Raw genomic sequence first — 18,623 nt, forward strand, 5'->3', positions numbered from 1 at the left:
GACCGACCCGAGGAGCCCCGCGATGCCCACCGACGACGAGAAGCGGACGACCCGCGACGAGTTCCACGACGCCGTGAACATGACCGCGAAGGAGCTCGAGGAGTGGCTCGGCACCGACGAGTCGAAGGAGGTCGGCCAGAAGCCGGAGGGCGGCGGCGAGTCCGTCGGCCACGAGAGCGGGCGCCGCATCGTCGACCTGCTCGGCACGAAGCAGGCCGACCTGAGCGACGACGACTACGCCCACATGACGAAGGTCGTCGGCTACGTGCACCGGCACACGAAGCAGCGTCCCTCGGGCGATGTCACCGAGACGAAGTGGCGCTACTCCCTGATGAACTGGGGCAACGACCCGCTGAAGGGCTGACCCGGTCCGAGAGCTGCGCTCAGCACATCCCGAAGAGGTTGCAGAGGGCGCCGCGGTCCTGGATCGACTCCATGCCCGGCTTCTGCACCTTCGGCAGCTCGTAGGAGGCGGCGACCGTCTGCACGCCGGCGGACGAGGCGGCCTGCACGGGAGCGGCGGCAGGAGCAGCGGCGGGAGCGAGGACGGCTCCGAGGGCGAGTGCGGCGGCGGCGAGGATCGGGGCCATAGTCGTTCTCCTGTGATCGAGGGGTGCGATCGGCTCGACCGCTCCACCAGCATGGCGACGCCCCGTCGCACCGCTCCTGTACGAAAGACCAGTCCGCCCTTGTACGGAAGGCCGACGGGGCTCGGAGAAGGCTTCGGTACCCTGGTCCCGTGGTGGGGACGACGCGGTGGACGAACGACGTGCGGACGCTGCCCGGCGGCTGGATCACCCGGTCCCTCCTCCTCGGCTCCTTCACGCTCCTCGTCGTCATCGACCTGATGGGCGGCAGCGTCGACCTCACGTCGGTCCGCGGCTGGATCGAGCTGGCGCTCCCCTACCTGCCGCTCCTGGCGCTGCTCGCCGGCGCGATCCCCGCGGCGGTCTCGCTCTACCTCGTCTACGCCGTCGTCCTGATGCTCGGCGCCCCGCCGCTGCTGCTCGCGGCGCTGATCTTCCCGACCATCGTGGTGGTCGGCTTCGTCACCTTCCTCCTCCCCTGGCGCGCGGGGCTCGTCTTCGTGCTCGGCACCCTCGTCCTCCTGCCCGCGGTGCTGCTCGTCGACCGCGCCATGGGCACGGCCGTCTACGTCCTGGGCGCGTTCGTCCTCTTCGGCGGCACCGCCGGGCTGGGCCTGAACGCCTTCCGGGGCCGCAGCGAGCGGAGCGAGCGCCGGGCCGACCGCATCCAGGAGGAGCAGGCGCGGATCCGCAACGAGGAGCGGACCCGGCTCGCGCACGAGCTGCACGACATCGTCGCGCACGAGGTCACCATCATCGCCATGCAGGCCCGCCGCGCGACCTCGGTCGAGGACCCGGCCAAGACCGAGCGCATCCTCGAGAGCATCGGCGACGCGGCGCAGCAGGCGCTGCAGGATCTGCGGAGCCTCGTGACGCTCCTCCAGGACGAGGACGAGGCAGGCGCTCCCGCCCGCGGCGACTCCGACCTGCTCGGGACCCCGGAGGTCTCGGGCGCCACGACCACCGCTGTCGGCTTCGTCCACGACGTGCGGAACGTCGCCGACGCGATCGAGCGCGCGGGCTTCCGGGTCCGCCTCGACGTGGCGGGCTCCGTGGCGCAGGTGCCCGCGAGCCTCCGCCAGGTGCTGCGGCGCACGGTCCGGGAGCTGGGCACGAACGTGCTCAAGCACGGCGACACCGCCGGTGAGGTGCAGCTCCGGCTCGAGGTGTCGGGGGGCGAGGTGCAGCTGAGCTCCTCCAACGCGATCGCCTCCGCGGCTCCGATCGTCTCCTCGCACCTCGGGATCGAGGCGATGTCGGCCCGCTGCGCCGTCTTCGGCGGGCGGCTGGATGCGGGAGCCCGCGGCGGCCGCTGGACCACGACCATGACCATCCCCCTCGAGGGCCGGGCGTCCGGTGCGCTCGTCGCGGGGGCGACCGACGAAGGACGAGAGCGATGACCCGCGTGCTGCTGGTGGACGACGAATCGATGACCCGCGAGATCCTCCGCGACTACCTCTCGCAGGACCCGGCGATCGAGGTGGTGGGCGAGGCCTCCGACGGGAGGATCGCGGTGCAGCAGGCGGCGACGCTCCAGCCCGACCTGATCCTGATGGACATGCAGATGCCGGTCATGAACGGCGTCGCTGCGACCGAGCGGATCCACGCCGAGCACCCGGGCATCGCGATCCTCGGGCTCAGCACGTTCACCACGGACCGCTACGTCGTCGACCTGCTCCGCGCGGGCGCCTCCGGCTACCTGGTCAAGGACACGAAGCCGCGGGAGATCATCGCGGCGGTGCACGCGGTGCTCGCGGGCGAGTCCGTGCTCTCCGCCGAGGTCACGCGCCACGTGGTGAAGGGGCTCGAGGAGTCGGTGCCGGCGGAGACGGTGCCGGACCCCGATCTGCTCGAGGCGCTCACCGAGAAGGAGCTCGAGGTGATCCGCCTGCTCGCCCGCGGGATGAGCAACCGCGAGATGGCGCAGGAGCTGTTCGTCACCGAGTCGACCGTGAAGGCGCGGTTCGTGAAGGTGATGGAGAAGCTGGGCGTGCGCGACCGGGTGCAGATCCTGGTCTCGGCGATCGAGCACGGGCTCGTCGACCTGGGGACGCGTCCCGGCCGGAGCTGATCGAGCCCGCCGGATTCAGCCCCAGCCGACCACGTCGGCGACGGGCCGCACGAGCCCCGCGACCGCCCGCTCGAGCGCACTCTCGTCGACCGCGGCGAGCGCCGGCTCCGGATCGAGCACCAGGGCGCCGCCCCAGCCCATCACCTCGTACTCCACCAGGGTGCGCGCGAGCGTCTCGGGCGACCGCCAGGCGCGGAGGAGGTTCGCCCGCGCGAACGCGTGCGCGGCGCGTGCTCCCTCCCCGTGCGCGGCGCGGCCGTCGAGGACGGTGCGCAGCACGGTCTCGAGGGTCGGGATGCCCTGGCCGGCCGGGGAGACGACCTGCCAGGTGAGGGAGGGGCGGCTCGAGCGCAGGCCCCGCGCGACCTGGGCGACCGCATCGCCGCCGGCGGAGCGCAGTGCGGCGGGGACGAGCGGTTCGGCCCCCGCGGTGAGGCGGCACAGCGCCAGGAATGTCGCGGCGTGGCCGACCTCGCCGGACGGGTCCGCGCCGGTGACGATCGTGCTCTCGTAGCCCTGCTCGCGGGACTGGTGCAGAGCGCTCGGCAGCGGAGCCGCGGCGGGCACGGAGACGGGCCGGGACGTCTCGCAGACGGCGCGTTCGGGCCCGACCACGGCGAGCACCGGATCCCCGGCTCCCTGGGCGCGCTCGAGCGTCAGGGCGGTCCAGGCCGCGGCGCCCTCCGGAGGGAGCACCGCGGTGAGGCTCTGCGCCCCGGCCGTCGCCGTCCACGCGAGCGAGACCGCTCCGGGGGGAACGGCCGAGCGGAGGCGGGCAGCGCGGTCGGGCCCGTCGTCTCCGGCCGGGTCGCGCCAGCCGAGGGCGACGACAGCGAAGCGGGAGCGCTCGTCGACGACGGCGAGCGGGGGTGCGGCGGTCATGGGCTCCTCCTTCCTGGAGGGGTGGAGGCGGCGGGAACGCCCAGTGCGGCGAAGGGCTGCTCGGCCAGGCGGGCCGCGGCGTCCGCGAGCAGCGGGCGCGGCGGCCGCGCGGCGAGGGAGTCGACGAGCTCGCCCGCGAAGCCGGGCGCACCGCGCAGCAGGGCATCCCGGGCGACGGTGCGGGCCAGACGCTCGTCGTCGTGCACCAGCCGCTCCGCACGCAGCACCGCGCGATGCCGGGCGTGCTCGAGGGCGGAGTCGTCGCTCACCGCGAGGGCGCGGAGGCGGTGCCACGGATCGACGGGCACGGCGGTGTCGTCGACCAGCACGAAGAGGTCGTCGGCGACGGTGTCGCCCGGGCCGAAGAGTCCGGCGCTCGCGTCGAGTCCGGCCTGCGCAGCGAGCGCCTCGGCGGCGATCAGGTCGCCGAGCAGCTCGTCGGAGACGCGGGTCGACGGCGCGGCGGCGGTCGCGGCGAGCCGGCGGGCGGCGGGCTCGGCGCGGTACTCGGGGCGGGCCGTCCCAGGTGGGACGGCGACCGGTCCTGCCGCGCGATCGGGCGCCTCCGCGAGGGCCGCGACCAGGCGGTCCAGGAGCCGGGCGGGGTCGTCGGCCGTGACGCCGACCAGCACGGAGCCGGCCGGGCTGTAGTGGCGCCGGTGCAGCGCGCGCAGGACGGGCTCGGTCGCGCGGCCCTCGAGGTCGAGGTCGCCGCTGCCGTCGTGCGCGTTGGGGGCGTCGGCCCAGTAGCGGGCGGTCAGGTGCGGCCACGGCAGCACGCCGCCCGGAGCGGGGGCGAGGCGCGCGGCCCGCTCAGAGGCGACCGCGCGGATCTGCTCCGCGATCTGCTCCGGCAGGAAGGCGGGGCGGAAGACCTGCTCGACGAGCCGCTCCGCGATCACGGCGGCCGACCCGGGAGAGCCCGTCTCGAAGAACTCGGAGTAGTCGAGGTGGGTGTGACCGCCGAGGACGCCGCCGCTCTCGGCGACGCGGGTCTGCCGGACGAGACTGGCGACCCCCTCGCTGTCCTGGTAGACGAGGTGCTCGATCAGGTGCAGCATCCCCTCCTCGCCGTCGCGCTCGTGGCGCATACCGGCGGGCACGGCGAGGGCGACCGAGTCGTTGCGGACCTCCGGCCGGTGCACGACGAGCGCGCGGGCGCCGGAGGGCAGGGCGGCGGACAGGGTCGGGACGTCGCGGGCGCTCATTCCGCCCGCTCCCCCAGCTGTGCGGCGGACAGGCGCAGCAGCAGCCGCGCCTGATCGCTGCTGGCGCCCCCGGAGCGGTGCCAGTCGACGGCGTGCTGGGCCAGCCGGAACGCGGTGCCGACGCGCAGCAGCTCGGCGTCGTGGTCCTCCTCGAGCGAGAGTCCGCGGCGGAGCGCGTCGAGGGCCGGGCGGAGCGCGGGGTGGAAGGCGTGCAGCTCTGCGAGCTCCCCGAGCACCCAGGCGGCGTCCCAGACCGGGTCGGCGAGCCCGACGTCCTCGCCCGTGAGCAGAGCGACGCGGGTCCCGCCGACGACGAGGTGGGCGAGGCCGGGGTGGCCGTGGACCACGACCGCGGCCGGCGAGGCGACGACCGCCTCCGCCCAGTCGGCGAGCTCGAGGAGACCGCCGGCGCCGAGCTCCTCGGCGGCGGGCGCCCAGCCACCGGCGAGCCAGCCGCGGGCGCGCTGCAGCGGACGCGGAGGGAGCGGCTCCCCGGCGGGCCGGGCGCCGTGGAGCGCGTCCAGCGCGCCCTTCCACTCGCGGCCGACGGAGACGAGCGCCTCCTCCGACAGCTCGTGGAGGAGCGCGGGCAGCAGGGCGCGGGCGGTGGTGCGGTAGCGGCGGATCGACGGGTCGGCGCCTCCCGGCACGATCCGGGGATCGGGCGCTGCGAGGCGGACGGGCACCGGCGAGAACGGCAGCGGCGCCTGCTCTCCGAGGCGGCGGGTCCAGACGGTGGTCCCGTCGGGTCCTTCCGAGAGCTCGGTGACGAGCAGCCCGGTGACGAGGGCCCGCGGAGGGGCGGTGGTGCTCACGCCGACCTCGCCTCCTTCGCGGCCGCCGGTGCCGTGCGCAGCGACTCCAAGTGGCGCAGCACCGCGGGGAACGCGGGCGGCACCCAGGCGAGCGCCGTGTCGCTGGACTCGCTCGGCCCGGGCACGGGGTCGATGACGGTGAAGTTGGCCGGCTCGCGCAGCAGCGCGAGGGTGGACTCGACGACCGGGTTGCCGAGCGCCCGCGGCGGCAGCGACGGAGCGATGCACACCGGCGCCTCCGTCGTGAGGGCCGCGAGCAGCGACGGGGAGTCGGTGATGCCGTGCGCGAGGCGCGAGGCGTAGTCGAGGGTGGCCGGGTAGATCAGGATGAGGTCGGCCCACTCGGCGAGGTCGACGTGGGCGACGACGATCTCGTCGTCCCAGCGGTCGTCCTGGATCCGGCCGCGCAGTCGCGACTCCAGGTTGTGCCGGGTGGTGAAGCGGTAGGCCGAGTCGCGGACGAGCACGCGGAACTCGGTCGCCGGAGCGGCGGCGCGCGCCCACTGGATCCAGTAGGGCATGACCTGGGTCATGGCGGAGCCGGTCAGGACGAGGGCCACCCGGGAGTAGCCGAAGCGGCCGAGCGAGAGGTCGGAGAGTGCGGCGCTCTGCGCACCGGGCGGGGTGGTCATGGCGGTCTCCTCAGAGGGCGGCGGGCGGGAGGGCGGATCGGGTCGCGGCCGGCGGTGAGGACGGCGGCGGACGGGCGGACCGTGCCCGCGGAAAGGGCGGACGGGGATGGGCGGACCGTGCCCGCGGAAAGGGCGGACGGGGATGGGCGGACGGCGCGAGCGGACGGCACGCGCCCGGGAGGGGCCGGGGCGACGCGGTCGAGGACCGGTCGCCCCGTGCCCGTCAGCACCCTGCGGTGAGGGTGACGCCGATGATGACGCCGGCGCAGAACGGGGTGGTGGCGGGCGCCTCGGAGGCGGCGTCGGTGCCGATCTCGTCGGCGGCGGTGAAGGTGTCGTGGGCGGTGGCGAGCTCGGCGAGGTCGGCGGACTGGACGGTCTGGGCGGTGATGGTCGACATGGTGTTCTCCTTGGATGAGTGGTGGCGGCGGATCCGCCGGGTCGTGCGGGGAGTGGTGCGGGTGGTCCGGCCGGAGGGCCGGGGAGCGGGTGCTGCGGGAGCACCCGGGCGGGAGGAGGGCCGGGTCAGCAGCCCGCGCCGAGGGTGGCGCCGACGATGATGCCGACGCACAGGGGCGTGGTGGCGGGCGCCTCGGTCGCGGCGTCCGAGCCGAGCTCGTCGACGGTGGCGAAGGTGTCGTGCGCTCCCGCGAGGGCGGTGAGGTCGGCGGACTGGGCGTCGGTGGAGATGGTGGTCATGATGTGTCCCTTTCGTGGAGTACCTCGGGCTGAGGTGGTGGTCCCCTCGGGATCGAGGGGAGGTTCGTGGGGCCCTAGCGGGCGGTGAGTCCCGGGCGGTCCGGGTCGATGCGCGCGGCGCGGGCGGCGTCGGCCCAGGCGTCGGCGGCGGGGATCGTCTCGGCCGAGGAGCGCAGGAGCGCTTCGGCGAGGACGCGGGAGCGGTGCTGGCCGAAGCTCAGTCCGCGGTAGGAGGAGCGCTCGTCGGCCGGGTCCTCGGCGTAGGCGAGGCCGTCGGCGAGCCTCTCGGCGAAGGCCGAGACGGCGGTGCGGGGCGAGGGCCGGGCATCGAGCAGCGGAGTGATCCTCCGGGCGACGTCGTCGGCGGAGTCGGCGGGCAGGTAGACAACGAGGGCGTCGGAGCGGGGGAAGGCCCGCGGGTCCGAGAGCGCCTTGACCTGGTGGCGGGCTCCGGAGGCGGCGAGCGCCTCCAGGAGCGGGCCCCACAGGGCGAGCGCGTCCTCCGCCGAGTCGGCGACGAGCGAGAGGCGCACGACCCGGTCGGCGGGATCGAGTCCCATCGGGCCGAGGGCGAGGAGGTAGCCGGGAGTGGTGCGGGTGCGCCAGCTCGGCAGCCGGACGCCGGCGACGACCCCGTCGGCGGAGCGGACGAGATCGACCTCGGGCACGAGGACCCGGACGCGGCCCAGCTCGACGACCCGGCGCTCCTCCCCCTGCACGGTGGCGGAGCCGAGCACCCCGGAGGGAGCGGGCTGCAGGACCGTGCGGTGCGGGATCGCGTCGATCAGCCGGGGGGCGAGGTCCTGGCCGTCGCCTCCGGCGGTCTCGCCGAGCAGCGGGTTCCGGAGGTGCAGGTGGGTGTAGACGGTGGCGGCGAGTCGGGCCCGCAGCTCGATCGGCCCGGTGCCCTCGATCACGGTCCCGTCGACCTCGGCCCGCAGCCGGGCGGCGTCGACGCTGATCACGGCCTCGTCGAGGACGGAGCGGGTGGTGAGGGCGGTCATCGCGGGCTCCTGTCGAATCCGAGGGCGGTGGAGTAGGCGGAGGGGGCGAGCAGGACGCGGCGGCCGATGCCGGCGGCGGCCCGCTCGATCCCGGGGAGGCGGGAGACCATCGAGGCCCGGGCGAGGGTGCGGTCGACGAGGTGCCAGCCCAGGTGGGCGGTGGCGCGGACGGCGAGGGCGTCGTCCGCGCCGGCGGTCTCGGCGGCGTAGGCGAGCCACATCCGCCGGATCCTCGGGACCAGTGCCGCCATCCGCTCCGCGATGCGGGCGTCCGCGGCCGCGGTGTCGAAGGCGAGGGGAGGAGCGGAGGCGCCCTCCCGGGTGGTCACGGTGTCGAGCACCGCGCGGTGGATCCACTCCCCCGCCAGCGTGCCGAGGTCGCGGGCCGGATCCCCGATCCCGAACTCCTCCCAGTCGAGCAGCTGGAGGCGCCCGTCGCGGAGGTGGAACTGGTCGAGGCGGAGGTCGCCGTGGATCGGGGCCGTGCGGTTGCCGCTCTCCCACTCGCGGAGATCCTCCGTGGCCGAGACGAGCTGCTCGTCGTGCTGCAGGTCGCCCCAGAAGGCGAGCTCGGCGAGGGTGAGGTCGACGTAGCGGGTGTGCGGGATGCCGACGCGCAGCATCTCGACGGGAGGGCTGGGGTGCGAGGTCGCGGTGAGGCCCGCCACCGGGCCGGCGTGCAGCCGGGCCAGGAGCCGGCCGGCCTGTTCGGGGAAGTCCGCGGGGACGCGCTCCGCCACGAGCAGGAGGGCCAGGCTGGTGCCGGGGCAGTGCTCGAACACCAGCAGGGAGTCGTCCTCGTCGGCCGCCAGCAGGCGGGGTCCGGCCGGGGCGTGCTCGGGGCTCCGGGCGGCGAAGCCGGCGAAGTCCCTGGAGCGGCGGAAGGCCGCGGGGCCCGCCGTCCGGGGCGAGACGTGCTTGACGAAGACGCGGGCGCCGTCGTCGAGGGTCATCGTCCACGACGCGTTCCGGCCGGCGAAGGCGGGGCGGTCGATCGCGGCGACGCGGTGGCGTCCGCCGCCGAGCAGCCGCTCGGTCGAGGCCGCCGCCCGGAGGGCCGCCGGATCCGCGGGGCGGTGCCCGGGGGTCGCGGGGCGGAGCCCGGGAGTCGCGAGGAGAGTCACGATCGTGCCCTTCGGTCGGTCGAGCGGATCAGAAGAGGTAGGTGACGACGAGGTAGGCGCCGCCCGCTCCTCCGACGAGGAGGGCGGTGTTGACGAGCAGCTTCTTGAGGGGCGAGGGGCGGGTCGAGGCGGTGCGCGAGGTGGTCATGGTGGTGTCCTTCCGAGGGGTGGTGGTGGTGGATATCGGGAGCCGGGCCTAGGAGGCGTCGGCGGCCTTGAGGGAGGCGCGGAGCGAGACGCGGGAGCCGGTGCGGAGCGCGTTGTTGCGGTAGACGCGGACGACCAGGCGGAACAGCAGCGGCACCGTGATCGCGGCGACGACGGCGGCGATCACCATCTCGGGGGTGCCGACCGAGTCGAGGCCGAAGCGCATCGGCATCAGGTAGGAGGAGAAGAGGGGGACGAAGGAGAGCGCGTGCACCCAGGCCTCGTCGAGGTTCGCCGGCACCACGTAGAGCGCGATGATCAGCAGCGCCATCTGCACGACGGAGAGCGGCATGGCGGCGGTGCCCAGGTCCTCCTGCCTCGACACGGTCGAGGCGAGCAGGGTGCTGAGGAGCGCGAAGAGCACGTAGCCCTGCAGGAACCAGACGAGGAACCAGACCAGGCTCGGGCCGAGCTCGATCTCGAGGACCGACCACCCGCCGACCACGCTGAACCCGCCGACGACGGCGCCGCCGATCACGAGCAGCTGGGCCAGGGTCACCAGGCCGACGCCGATCATCTTCCCGGCGAGCAGCGGGGCGACGCCGATCTTCGTCAGCAGGATCTCGACGATCCGGGACGACTTCTCCTCGACCACCCCCGAGGCCAGACTCGACGAGGAGTAGACCATCGCGGCGAGCAGGGCGCTGATCATCGCGGTCGCGAACAGGATCCGGGTGTCGAGGACCACGGTCCCCGCCTCCCTCGTCGCGTCGACCAGGAACCAGCCGCCGATCCCGGCGCCGAGGCCGGCGATCGCGGCCAGCGCGAGGGTCGCGGTGAGGATCGTGCGGTTCCCGGTGCGGGTCAGGATCTCGCGGCGGACGATCGTCGCGGCTCCCCGGGCCGGCGTCGGAGGAGCGGAGCTCTCGGTGGTCCGGGCGTGGGCGGCGCGGGGGTGCGTGGTGGTCATCGTCCTGCTCCTTGGATCTCGAGGCGGCGCTCGGCCGCAGGGGTGGAGGCGGCGGTGAGCCGCTCGGACAGCAGCTCGGTCAGCGAGCGCTGCGCGGTGCGGATGCTCCGGAGGCCGCCGTGGCGGGTGAGGGTCGCGAGCACCTGCTCGGGGACGTCCCGGCCGCTGCCCTCGATCGAGACGAGCAGCGACTCCGGCTCACCGGGGACCGGCTCGGCCGACAGTCCCGGTGTGACGCCGAGCTCGGCGACGAGCAGGTCGTCCAGAGGGCGGGAGAACTGCAGCTGCCAGCGGCTGCGGCCGTCGTCCTGCAGCTCGGCCACCGCTCCGCTCGCGGTCACGCGGCCGGAGTCGAGCACGCACACGGTGTCGCAGAGGCGCTCGACCAGGTCGAGCTGGTGGGAGGAGAAGAGCACGCCGACGCCGCGGGCGGACTGCTGCCGGATCAGGCCGGCCATCGTCTCCACGGCGACCGGGTCGAGCCCCGAGAAGGGCTCGTCCAGCACCAGGAGCGACGGATCGCCCACCAGGGACACGGCCAGCTGCACGCGCTGCTGGTTGCCGAGCGAGAGGTCCTGCACCAGGGTGTCGGCCCGCTCGGCCAGGCCCAGCGCGTCGATCACCTCCTCGGCGGTCTCACGGGCTCCCCGGGCGTCGTGCCCCTCGAGCAGAGCGAAGTGGATCACCTGCTCGCGGACCCGCATCTGCGGGTAGAGGCCGCGCTCCTCCGGCATGTAGCCGATCGAGCGGCGGTCCTCGGCGGTGATCGGCGCGCCGTCCCAGGTGATGGTCCCCGTGTCGGGGGTGAGCAGGCCCAGGATCAGCCGCATCGTCGTGGTCTTGCCGGCGCCGTTGCCGCCGATGAAGCCGACGATCTCGCCGCGGCCCACGGACAGGTCCACGTCGTGCAGGACCCGGTGGCCGCCGAATGCACGGCTCACGCCGCTGAGCTGAAGCCCTCGCATGTCATCTCCTCGAAGTCGTTTCTCTTGACTCCTCAGACGCTACGGACGCTCTCGCGACGGGCTCCTGTACTTCGGTACAGCGCCGAGGTGGCCGAAAGTGCAGGTCCCGGATCACCGGACGTGCAGGTCCCGAGGCGGCCGCGCGTGCAGGTCCGGGGCGGCCCGGGTGCGGGCCGCCTGCGTCCCGGGTGCGGGCCGCCTGCGTCCCGAGCACGACGGACGCCCCCGTGCTCGTCCGGTCGGCGACCGGAGCGCACAGGGGCGTCCGTGGAGGAGGAGGAGGAGGAGCGGGGTCAGGCCGTCGCGCAGCTCCCGTCGACCTCGCCGATGACGCCGTCCGTCACCGACACGACCGCGCAGTTCGGGTAGCCCCGCTGCGGCCGGTGCGCGGGGTCGAGCGCGCGGAGGATGCTCCCGAGCACCGCTCCGTGCGTCACGACCAGCACGTCCCCGTGCTCCGCCGCCGGCGCGAACCGCGCGATCGCGGCCTCCACGCGGGCGCGCACGGTGGTGCCGCTGTCGGCCCGGCCGGAGGGGTCGTGGCGGTGGATCGCGTCGAGCACCGAGTCGAGACCGGCGTCGGTCATCCGCGGCCAGTCGGCGGAGGAGGGCACGTAGGAGTAGCCGTGATCGGCGAACACCGGCTCCCAGAGCGAGGCGTTCGGCTGCCCCTCGAAGGCGCCGAAGTGCCACTCGCGGAGCTCGACCATCGGCTCGGCCTCGAGCGACGGGTGCCCGGCGAGCGCCGCCGCCGCCGTGGTGCGGGTGCGGGTGAGGTCGCTCGTGAACGCCGCGACGAGCGGCACGCCGCGCATCCGCTCGCCGAGGGCCGCCGCCTGGCGCTCGCCGCGCTCGGTCAGCGGCGAGTCGCACCAGCCCTGCAGCTGGCCGGCGACGTTGAAGAGGGTCTCGGCGTGGCGGACGAGGTGGATCGTGCCGGTCACGGGCGCGCGCTCGCGGGCGTCGTCGGGCGGGCGGGGGTGGTGCGGTGCATGCGGTTCTCCGGGGTCAGCGCGCTACTCCGGAGCGGCGCGCGCGATGTGGAGGGCCAGGAAGGCGACCTCCTCGTTGGGCAGGGCGGCCTGGTACTCGGCCGCCACGAAGGAGCGCACGCGCTCGGCGGAGGCGATCGCGCGCGGGTAGCGGGCGCTGAGGCTGGTGAAGAGGAAGTCGTCCTCGCTCTCGAGCAGGCCGCCCGAGAAGAAGCGCTCGGCGAAGTACTGCAGGTGCGCCACGAAGCGGGCGGAGCGGAGGTCGTCGCGGTCGAGCGCGGCTCCGCTGGAGTGCTGGATGATCGCGGTCACCGAGCGGATGAGCTGCACGATCCGGAGCGAGTCGATCCCGACCTTGCCGAGCTCCGCGTTGGCGAGGTGGAAGGCGACGTTCGCGGCCTCGTCGGCGGGCAGCTCCACGTCCAGGCGCTCGCGCATCCGCTCGACCGCCCGCTCCCCCACCGCGTACTGCACGGGGTAGACCGTCCGCATCTCCCAGGCCAGCCGGTTGGCGACCGAGAGCCCGCGCCGCTGCCGCTCCACCGCGAAGTGCAGGTGGTCGGTGAGCGCGAGGTACACGTGCGGGTCGAGCTTCAGCCCCTGCTCCTCCGCGTCGGCGACGACCGCGCGGGTGAGCTCGACGAACTCCGGCGGGATCTGCGCCAGGAGCTCGACGAGGTTGCGCTGATCCGAGTCGTCCAGCGCCACGAACACCTGGTCGACGCTCGAGGGCTCGATCGCCTCGCCGGCCTTCGCTCCGAAGCCGATCCCCCTGCCCAGGAGCACGCGCTCGACGCCGCGCTCGTCGACGACGAGGACGACGCTCGAGTTGAGCACCTTCTTGATGGTCTGCATGCGTGTCTCCGTCGACGGCCGCGTCAGGGCTGGGGTGGGGGTGGCGGGGCCTCTGCCCGGAGAGCCGGACGGCGCCTCCGGGCAGAGGAGGATCATCCCAGATCCGCGCCGTTGGAGGCGATGACCTTCTGGTACCAGAAGAACGAGTCCTTCCGGTAGCGCTCGGTGCTGCCGTGGCCGAGGTCGTCCATGTCGACGTAGACGAACCCGTAGCGCTTCGAGATCTGCGAGCTGGAGGCGCTGATCAGGTCGATCGGCGCCCAGCTCACGTAGCCGAGCAGCTCCACGCCCTCGTCCACCGCCTGGATCATCTGCTCGAAGTGCGCGCGGAAGTAGTCGATCCGGTACGGGTCGTGGACCCGGCCGTCCTCGGTCAGCTCGTCGCGCATCCCGAGCCCGTTCTCGACGATGAACAGCGGCTTGCCGTAGCGGTCGTAGAGGTCGATCAGCGAGATCCGCAGCCCGACGGGGTCGATCTGCCAGCCCCACTCGCTCGACTCGAGGAACGGGTTCTTGACGCCGAGGACCGTGTTGCCGGGGGTGCGCTCGGCGTCGGGGCGCACGGACTCCGTCATCGACATGTAGTAGCTGAACGAGATGAAGTCGACGGGGTGCTCGCGCAGCAGCTCGACGTCGCCCGCCTCGAACGGGATCTCGACTCCGCGGCTCTCGAGCGCCCGCAGCGCCAGGCGCGGGTAGGCGCCGCCCGCCTGGACGTCGGTGCAGAGGTAGAGCATCCGCTCCTTCGCCTGCGTCGCCGCGACGTCGTCGGGGTGGCAGGTGTTGGGGTAGGTGGTCAGCATCGTGAGCATGCAGCCCATCCGCGACGCGGGCCACAGCTCCTTCAGCGTCCTCGTGACCGAGGCGGAGGCGACGAACTGGTGGTGCAGGGCCGTGTAGCAGGCCTGCTCCACGCTGCCCTCGACGGTCTCCTCGATGATCCCGCCCGAGGTGAACGGGTGGCGGATGATGCCGTCGATCTCGTTGAAGGTCAGCCACATGTCGACGAGGTGGCCGAAGCGCTCGAAGCAGGTCCGGGCGAAGCGCTCGAACAGCCCGATCGTGCGGCGGTCGACCCAGCCGTTGTGCTTCAGCGCGAGCGCGAGCGGAGGGTCGTAGTGCGAGAGCGTGACCAGCGGCTCGATCCCGAGGCGCCGCATCTCGGTGAAGAGGGCGAGGTAGTAGGCGATGCCCTCCTCGAGCGGCTCCGCCTCCTCCCCCGTCGGGTAGAGGCGGGTCCAGGCGATCGAGACGCGGAGGGTGGTGAAGCCCATCTCGGCGAACAGCGCGAGGTCGCCGGGGTAGCGGTGGTAGAAGTCGATGCCGCGGCGCTTGGGGTAGTACTCGGTGTCGTCGTCGGCCATCGCCGCCGTGATGCTCTCCACCGTGTTGCGGTGGTGGATCGCGTACTCCTTCGGGTCCGCCTTCGGCTTGTAGGAGGCGACGTCGCTGACCGCCGGGCCGCGCCCGCCCTCGCGCCACGCGCCCTCGACCTGGTTGGCGGCGAGGGCGCCGCCCCATCGGAATCCGTCAGGAAGCGCCATCGGCGAGCTCCTTCTCTTTCTGCGTCACGGTCATGATCCGGTCGCCGGCGGTGATCCGCTCGGCGGCCTCGACGAGCACGGTGTACTCGGCGGAGTTGGTCACGAGCACCGGGGTCGTGGTGTCGTAGCCGGCCGCGGTGATCGCGGCCAGGTCGGCGGTGAGGAGCAGCTGCCCGGCCTCGACCCGGTCGCCGACCGCGACGTGCGCCTCGAACGGCGCGCCGTCCAGCTGCACCGTGTCGATGCCGACGTGGATGAGCACCTCGACGCCGTCCGCGCGGCGCAGCCCCACGGCGTGGCGGGAGGAGAGCAGCGCGATGACCTCGCCCGCGAACGGCGCCCGGACGGCTCCGTCGGTGGGGCGGATCGCCAGCCCCTCGCCGAGCACGCCGGCCGAGAACACGGGGTCCGGCACCTCCGAGAGGGGGATGACGGAGCCGGTGAGCGGCGCCTGCAGCGCGAGCGGGCTCCCGGCGTCGGCCGCCACGTCGCCGAGCGCCTGGACGCTGGCGGAGGCGTCGTCGCGCCAGATGACGAAGGAGACGACGAACGAGACGGCGACCGAGATCAGCAGGCCGATCACGGCGTTGAGCAGGTTCCAGGGGTTCAGCCCGTCGATGAACATCGAGATGCTGGCGACGCCGGGGCTGACCAGCGCGAACGCGGCGACCTGCGTGGCGCCGATGTAGGCGCCTCCGACGACGCTGCCCGTGATGACGGAGACGAGGGCGCGCTTGTTCTGCAGCGTGACGCCGTAGAGCGCCGGCTCGGTGATCCCGAAGAGGGCCGAGAGGCCGCCCGAGAAGGCGGTGGCGCGGAGGGTCGCGCTCTTGGTGCGCAGGGCGATCGCGAGGCTGGAGCCGGCCTCCGCCGCGTTGTGGGCGAGCGAGGAGGCGAGGTAGAAGGTGTCCTTGCCCGCGCTGGCCATCGTCGCGATGGTCGGCGGGATGAACGCCTTGTGCATGCCGACCGAGATGATCAGCGGGAGCACGCCGGCCAGCAGCGCGACGGCCACCCAGCCGAGCGCCCCGTAGAGGCCGATCATCGCGCCGGTGAGCATGGAGCCGAGCCAGTAGCCGAGGGGGCCGAGCAGGAAGATCGTGGCCGGAGCGACGATCACGAGGCACATCAGCGGCACGTAGAACGTGCGGATCGGACCCCACGAGTGCTTCGTGAAGAAGCGCTCGACGACCGAGAGCAGCAGCACGGCCAGGATCGCCGGGAACACCTGGGCGTTGTAGGCGATGACCGGCACCGGGATGCCGAAGAGCGCGACGCCGCCCTCCTGGTTGAGCAGCGTCGTGAACGCCGGGAAGACCAGGACGCCGACGAGCCCGAGCGCGAGCGGCCGGTTCACGTCGAGCTTCTTCGCGCTCGTGTAGGCGACGAGCAACGGCAGGAGGCCGAACACCGCGTCCGGGATGGCGGACAGCAGCTTGAAGTTGTCGGAGGCCGGGTCGAGCCAGCCCAGCGCCGAGGCGAGGACGAGGAACGACTTGAAGATGCCGGCGCCCGCGATGGCCGGGATGATCGGCGTGAACACGCTGACCACGAAGTCCATGATCGTCGCGCCGAGGCGCTTGAGGGATCGCGGCTGCTTCGCCTGCTCTGCGGATGCGGTGGTGCCGCCGCGCAGCTTCTCGACCGCCGCGTACATCTCGCTGACGCCGCTGCCGACGATGACCTGCGTTTGAGGGCCGGTGACGACGCCGATCACGCCGGGCACCGCCTTCAGCGCCTCGACGTCGGCCTTCGCGTCGTCCGCCAGCGCGAACCGCAGACGGGTCGAGCAGTGCTGCAGCTTCGCCACGTTGGCGGCGCCGCCGACGTGCTCGAGGATCGCCTTCGCGCTCTCCTGGGTACTCATCGGTACTCCTCCGGGTGTGTGGGGACGCGCGCTTCCCTGCGCTGTGCTGCCCGGCCGTCCGTCGCCGTCCCCGCCCCCTCCGGCACCGTCATCGGTGCTCCGGCGGAGCGTCAGGAGGCGTCCGGGCACAAAAAAAGGATCCGACGACGCTCATTACGCGTTTCGTCGGATCCTGCCTGCACGACCAGTCACATGTCCGAGAGCGACGCTAACACGGGGGTGGGTGGGGCGTCAAAGTGCGCTGCAACGCGGTCTCGCAGGGCGTCGCCACCGATCGAGTACTCGGTCGAAGAGGAGAAGGTACTGGAGTATTCGATGACATCCTGATCACGTCGAGCTCAGCACTATCAGGAAGAAGTCTCCGCCATGGCACGGATCAGGTCTCTGCACCCCGGCACGCAACGCGTCACTGTCCACCAGACCGAGGTCGACTGCACCTATCAGGCAATCACGGCGGAGGACGGCACTCCGTACATCCACCTCTCGACATTCGGATCGGACAACCGCGCTTCCGGGCCCAAGAGCAGCCAGACCTTCCAGCTCGACGAGCGGACCGCCCGGGAGCTGATCGAGGTCCTGATCTCGACGTTCAAGTTGAACTAGGGCCGCTCCTTCCAGCAGTCGGCGTTGCGCTGCGATTCCAGCATGCGGCGATATCGGCTGCGATGGCGTCCGGGTCCTCGTGCTCCCAGTACCGGAGCACCTGCCAGCCCTCCCCGCGGAGCCGGGCGTCGGTGTCCCGGTCGCGCTCGGCATTCGTGGCGAGCTTGGGCGACCAGTACTGCGAATTCTGCTTCGGATGCGTTGCGTGGAGGGGACAGCTATGCCAGAAGCAACCGTCGATGAAGACTGCGATGCGGCGGCGGGTGAAGACGATGTCCGCCCGCCTGCGGAGGCCGCGCACAGGCCCGTAGTCGACCCGATAGCGCAGCCCCAGAGCATGCAGCCGGCGGCGGACAGCCAGCTCAGGCGCGGTGTCCTTTCGCTTATTGCCGCGCATCGTGCGGCGAGCGCTATCGGAGGACGCCCAGGACTCCGGCGCCTTCCCCCTGCTCACCCGCGCACTACCTGCCTGCTGGCGTCCTGATCACGGTCGCCACCGAGCGCGGGAGATTGGTCTGCATCGTCTCGTAGTCGATTCCGAGGAAGGACTTGAAGAGGGACGAGAAGACGACCTCGGCTCCCTCCACGGGGACCGCCATGCCGATCTGACGACGGACGCTGTCGCGGCCTCCGACGAATTCGTACTCGTCCGGGAACGTCTGCAGCCTGGCCCGCTCGCGGTTGGTCAGCGCGCGCGGCTCATCCCAGTGGTAGACGTGCGTCCCCCCTCCACCGGAGCCCGTCACGGTGTACGAGGGCTTGTCTCGCTCCAGCCGCTTGTAGATCTGGCTGATCGTCGCTCCGGTGACATTCAGGCGCAGGTGCTCCGGCAGCTCTGCGGTGAAAGCACTCTGCCCGGGCTTGATGTGCGTGAGCCGCTCGATGACCCAAGGCTTCTGCTTCGCCAGCTCGTTCTGCGTAACGAGCGGCCCGATCGGAGGGTTCTCGAGCCGATTGCCAGCCGAGTTGTCGATGTGCGCGTACGGCTCCGTGGCGGGGATCTGGAACTGCACGTCGAGGTCCTTCCGGATGCCGACAATGAGGATGCGGTGACGGCGCTGCGGGAGCCCGTACTGCTCGAACTTGTAGAGGTGGGGGGTGAGGACGTACCCGCCCTGGTCCCCCGCCCGCTCCAGCTCGCGGAGGATCTGACGGAAGGAGTGGCCGTCGTTGGCCCCCTTCAGATCGCCGACGTTCTCAGCGACGAACCAGGACGGGGAGTGCTCGTTCAGCACGTTCACGCCGTACTTGTACAGCGGCCCGAAGCGCCCCATCATCCCCTTGCGCTCGCCCACCCGGCTGAAGTCGTTGCAGGGGAAGCCGAAGGCGAAGCCGTCGATCGGAGCGAGCGAAGCGGTCTCGAGGACACGGACGTCGGCATGGATCACGGACTCAGCCGTCGCGCCGGGGATGTTCGACCGGTAGGTCGCGCACGTGTCGGCGTCGTAGTCGTTCGCCCACGCGTGCTGGAGCTCAATTCCGAGCTCCTGCGCCGCACGGTGCGCGCCCAGCGCCATGCCGCCCGGCCCGCAGAAGAGCTCACCCATCCTGAATTCCACGTGCTGCCTCTCGTTCCGCCCCGCGTCAGTGTGCATCCGGCCACCGACATCAGCCGATGCGCCCGATCCCACTCCTGAGCACGCCCGATCGGACGCGCG

At 72.7% G+C, this 18,623-nt stretch carries 21 protein-coding genes; 4 read left to right on the forward strand and 17 right to left on the reverse strand.

What is annotated here, in order from left to right; translation table 11 throughout:
• The first annotated feature begins 22 nt into the window (after nucleotides 1–22).
• Nucleotides 23–364, forward strand: a complete 342-nt coding sequence (locus C5B95_RS02970; RefSeq protein ID WP_104348426.1) for a DUF3140 domain-containing protein — start codon at nucleotides 23–25, stop codon at nucleotides 362–364.
• Between the two features lie 19 nt (nucleotides 365–383).
• On the opposite strand, the gene C5B95_RS02975 is transcribed toward C5B95_RS02970, so the two are convergent.
• Nucleotides 384–590, reverse strand: a complete 207-nt coding sequence (locus C5B95_RS02975; RefSeq protein ID WP_104348427.1) for a hypothetical protein — start codon at nucleotides 588–590, stop codon at nucleotides 384–386.
• Nucleotides 591–739: 149 nt separating this feature from the next.
• On the opposite strand from C5B95_RS02975, the gene C5B95_RS02980 reads away from it, so the two are divergent.
• Nucleotides 740–1,987, forward strand: coding sequence for a sensor histidine kinase (locus tag C5B95_RS02980; protein ID WP_258059356.1), 1,248 nt, complete (start codon nucleotides 740–742; stop codon nucleotides 1,985–1,987).
• Entirely contained in the window at nucleotides 1,984–2,658 is a 675-nt protein-coding gene (locus C5B95_RS02985; protein WP_104225096.1) for a response regulator transcription factor, read from the forward strand. The genes C5B95_RS02980 and C5B95_RS02985 overlap by 4 nt, the downstream gene beginning before the upstream one ends.
• Nucleotides 2,659–2,673: 15 nt before the next feature.
• On the opposite strand, the gene C5B95_RS02990 is transcribed toward C5B95_RS02985, so the two are convergent.
• The 14 genes from C5B95_RS02990 to C5B95_RS03045 all read right to left on the reverse strand — a co-directional run bounded on the left by C5B95_RS02990 (nucleotide 2,674) and on the right by C5B95_RS03045 (nucleotide 16,362).
• Nucleotides 2,674–3,540, reverse strand: coding sequence for a hypothetical protein (locus tag C5B95_RS02990; RefSeq protein ID WP_104225097.1), 867 nt, complete (start codon nucleotides 3,538–3,540; stop codon nucleotides 2,674–2,676).
• Nucleotides 3,537–4,748, reverse strand: a complete 1,212-nt coding sequence (locus C5B95_RS02995) for a pitrilysin family protein (protein WP_104348428.1) — start codon at nucleotides 4,746–4,748, stop codon at nucleotides 3,537–3,539. The genes C5B95_RS02990 and C5B95_RS02995 overlap by 4 nt, the downstream gene beginning before the upstream one ends.
• A complete protein-coding gene (locus tag C5B95_RS03000) occupies nucleotides 4,745–5,563 on the reverse strand; it encodes a hypothetical protein (protein ID WP_104225968.1) in 819 nt (272 codons plus the stop codon). Before C5B95_RS03000 ends, C5B95_RS02995 begins: the two co-directional genes overlap by 4 nt.
• A complete protein-coding gene (locus C5B95_RS03005; RefSeq protein ID WP_104348429.1) occupies nucleotides 5,560–6,195 on the reverse strand; it encodes a flavoprotein in 636 nt (211 codons plus the stop codon). The genes C5B95_RS03000 and C5B95_RS03005 overlap by 4 nt, the downstream gene beginning before the upstream one ends.
• 223 nt (nucleotides 6,196–6,418) lie before the next feature.
• Nucleotides 6,419–6,595 carry a hypothetical protein gene (locus tag C5B95_RS17340; protein ID WP_181027123.1) on the reverse strand — a complete coding sequence of 59 codons (177 nt, stop codon included), beginning with the start codon at nucleotides 6,593–6,595 and terminating at the stop codon, nucleotides 6,419–6,421.
• Between the two features lie 125 nt (nucleotides 6,596–6,720).
• Entirely contained in the window at nucleotides 6,721–6,894 is a 174-nt protein-coding gene (locus C5B95_RS17345; RefSeq protein WP_181027122.1) for a hypothetical protein, read from the reverse strand.
• 74 nt (nucleotides 6,895–6,968) lie between these two features.
• Complete coding sequence (locus tag C5B95_RS03010) at nucleotides 6,969–7,898, reverse strand: T3SS effector HopA1 family protein (protein ID WP_104348430.1); 930 nt, start codon at nucleotides 7,896–7,898, stop codon at nucleotides 6,969–6,971.
• Nucleotides 7,895–9,022: a class V lanthionine synthetase subunit LxmK gene (lxmK, locus tag C5B95_RS03015; protein ID WP_258059756.1), complete on the reverse strand. Its 1,128-nt coding sequence runs from the start codon at nucleotides 9,020–9,022 to the stop codon at nucleotides 7,895–7,897. Before lxmK ends, C5B95_RS03010 begins: the two co-directional genes overlap by 4 nt.
• A gap of 196 nt (nucleotides 9,023–9,218) precedes the next feature.
• Nucleotides 9,219–10,139 carry an ABC transporter permease gene (locus tag C5B95_RS03020; protein ID WP_104348431.1) on the reverse strand — a complete coding sequence of 307 codons (921 nt, stop codon included), beginning with the start codon at nucleotides 10,137–10,139 and terminating at the stop codon, nucleotides 9,219–9,221.
• Nucleotides 10,136–11,080, reverse strand: a complete 945-nt coding sequence (locus C5B95_RS03025; protein ID WP_258059757.1) for an ABC transporter ATP-binding protein — start codon at nucleotides 11,078–11,080, stop codon at nucleotides 10,136–10,138. The genes C5B95_RS03020 and C5B95_RS03025 overlap by 4 nt, the downstream gene beginning before the upstream one ends.
• A gap of 317 nt (nucleotides 11,081–11,397) precedes the next feature.
• Nucleotides 11,398–12,048, reverse strand: a complete 651-nt coding sequence (locus C5B95_RS03030) for a histidine phosphatase family protein (RefSeq protein ID WP_104348432.1) — start codon at nucleotides 12,046–12,048, stop codon at nucleotides 11,398–11,400.
• A gap of 72 nt (nucleotides 12,049–12,120) precedes the next feature.
• Nucleotides 12,121–12,951, reverse strand: a complete 831-nt coding sequence (locus tag C5B95_RS03035) for a PRD domain-containing protein (RefSeq protein ID WP_104225973.1) — start codon at nucleotides 12,949–12,951, stop codon at nucleotides 12,121–12,123.
• Nucleotides 12,952–13,043: 92 nt separating this feature from the next.
• Complete coding sequence (locus C5B95_RS03040; protein WP_104348433.1) at nucleotides 13,044–14,495, reverse strand: glycoside hydrolase family 1 protein; 1,452 nt, start codon at nucleotides 14,493–14,495, stop codon at nucleotides 13,044–13,046.
• Nucleotides 14,482–16,362 (reverse strand): beta-glucoside-specific PTS transporter subunit IIABC, encoded by a 1,881-nt coding sequence (locus tag C5B95_RS03045; protein ID WP_104348434.1) that lies wholly within the window; start codon nucleotides 16,360–16,362, stop codon nucleotides 14,482–14,484. Before C5B95_RS03045 ends, C5B95_RS03040 begins: the two co-directional genes overlap by 14 nt.
• Nucleotides 16,363–16,728: 366 nt before the next feature.
• Here C5B95_RS03045 and C5B95_RS03050 point away from each other — a divergent pair, with 366 nt between their 5' ends.
• Nucleotides 16,729–16,965: a hypothetical protein gene (locus C5B95_RS03050; protein ID WP_104266685.1), complete on the forward strand. Its 237-nt coding sequence runs from the start codon at nucleotides 16,729–16,731 to the stop codon at nucleotides 16,963–16,965.
• Here the strand turns inward: C5B95_RS03050 and C5B95_RS03055 are convergent.
• Both C5B95_RS03055 and C5B95_RS03060 read right to left on the reverse strand, forming a co-directional pair.
• The gene (locus C5B95_RS03055; RefSeq protein ID WP_258059759.1) at nucleotides 16,952–17,419 is read right to left on the reverse strand and encodes a very short patch repair endonuclease; all 468 of its coding nucleotides are present in this window, start codon (nucleotides 17,417–17,419) and stop codon (nucleotides 16,952–16,954) included. The two genes, C5B95_RS03050 and C5B95_RS03055, sit on opposite strands and share 14 nt — an antisense overlap.
• 7 nt (nucleotides 17,420–17,426) lie before the next feature.
• Complete coding sequence (locus C5B95_RS03060) at nucleotides 17,427–18,512, reverse strand: DNA cytosine methyltransferase (RefSeq protein ID WP_258059760.1); 1,086 nt, start codon at nucleotides 18,510–18,512, stop codon at nucleotides 17,427–17,429.
• Nucleotides 18,513–18,623: the final 111 nt, after the last annotated feature.

It is taken from the genome of Rathayibacter sp. AY1A7 (genome assembly GCF_002930845.1).
GTDB lineage: Bacteria > Actinomycetota > Actinomycetes > Actinomycetales > Microbacteriaceae > Rathayibacter.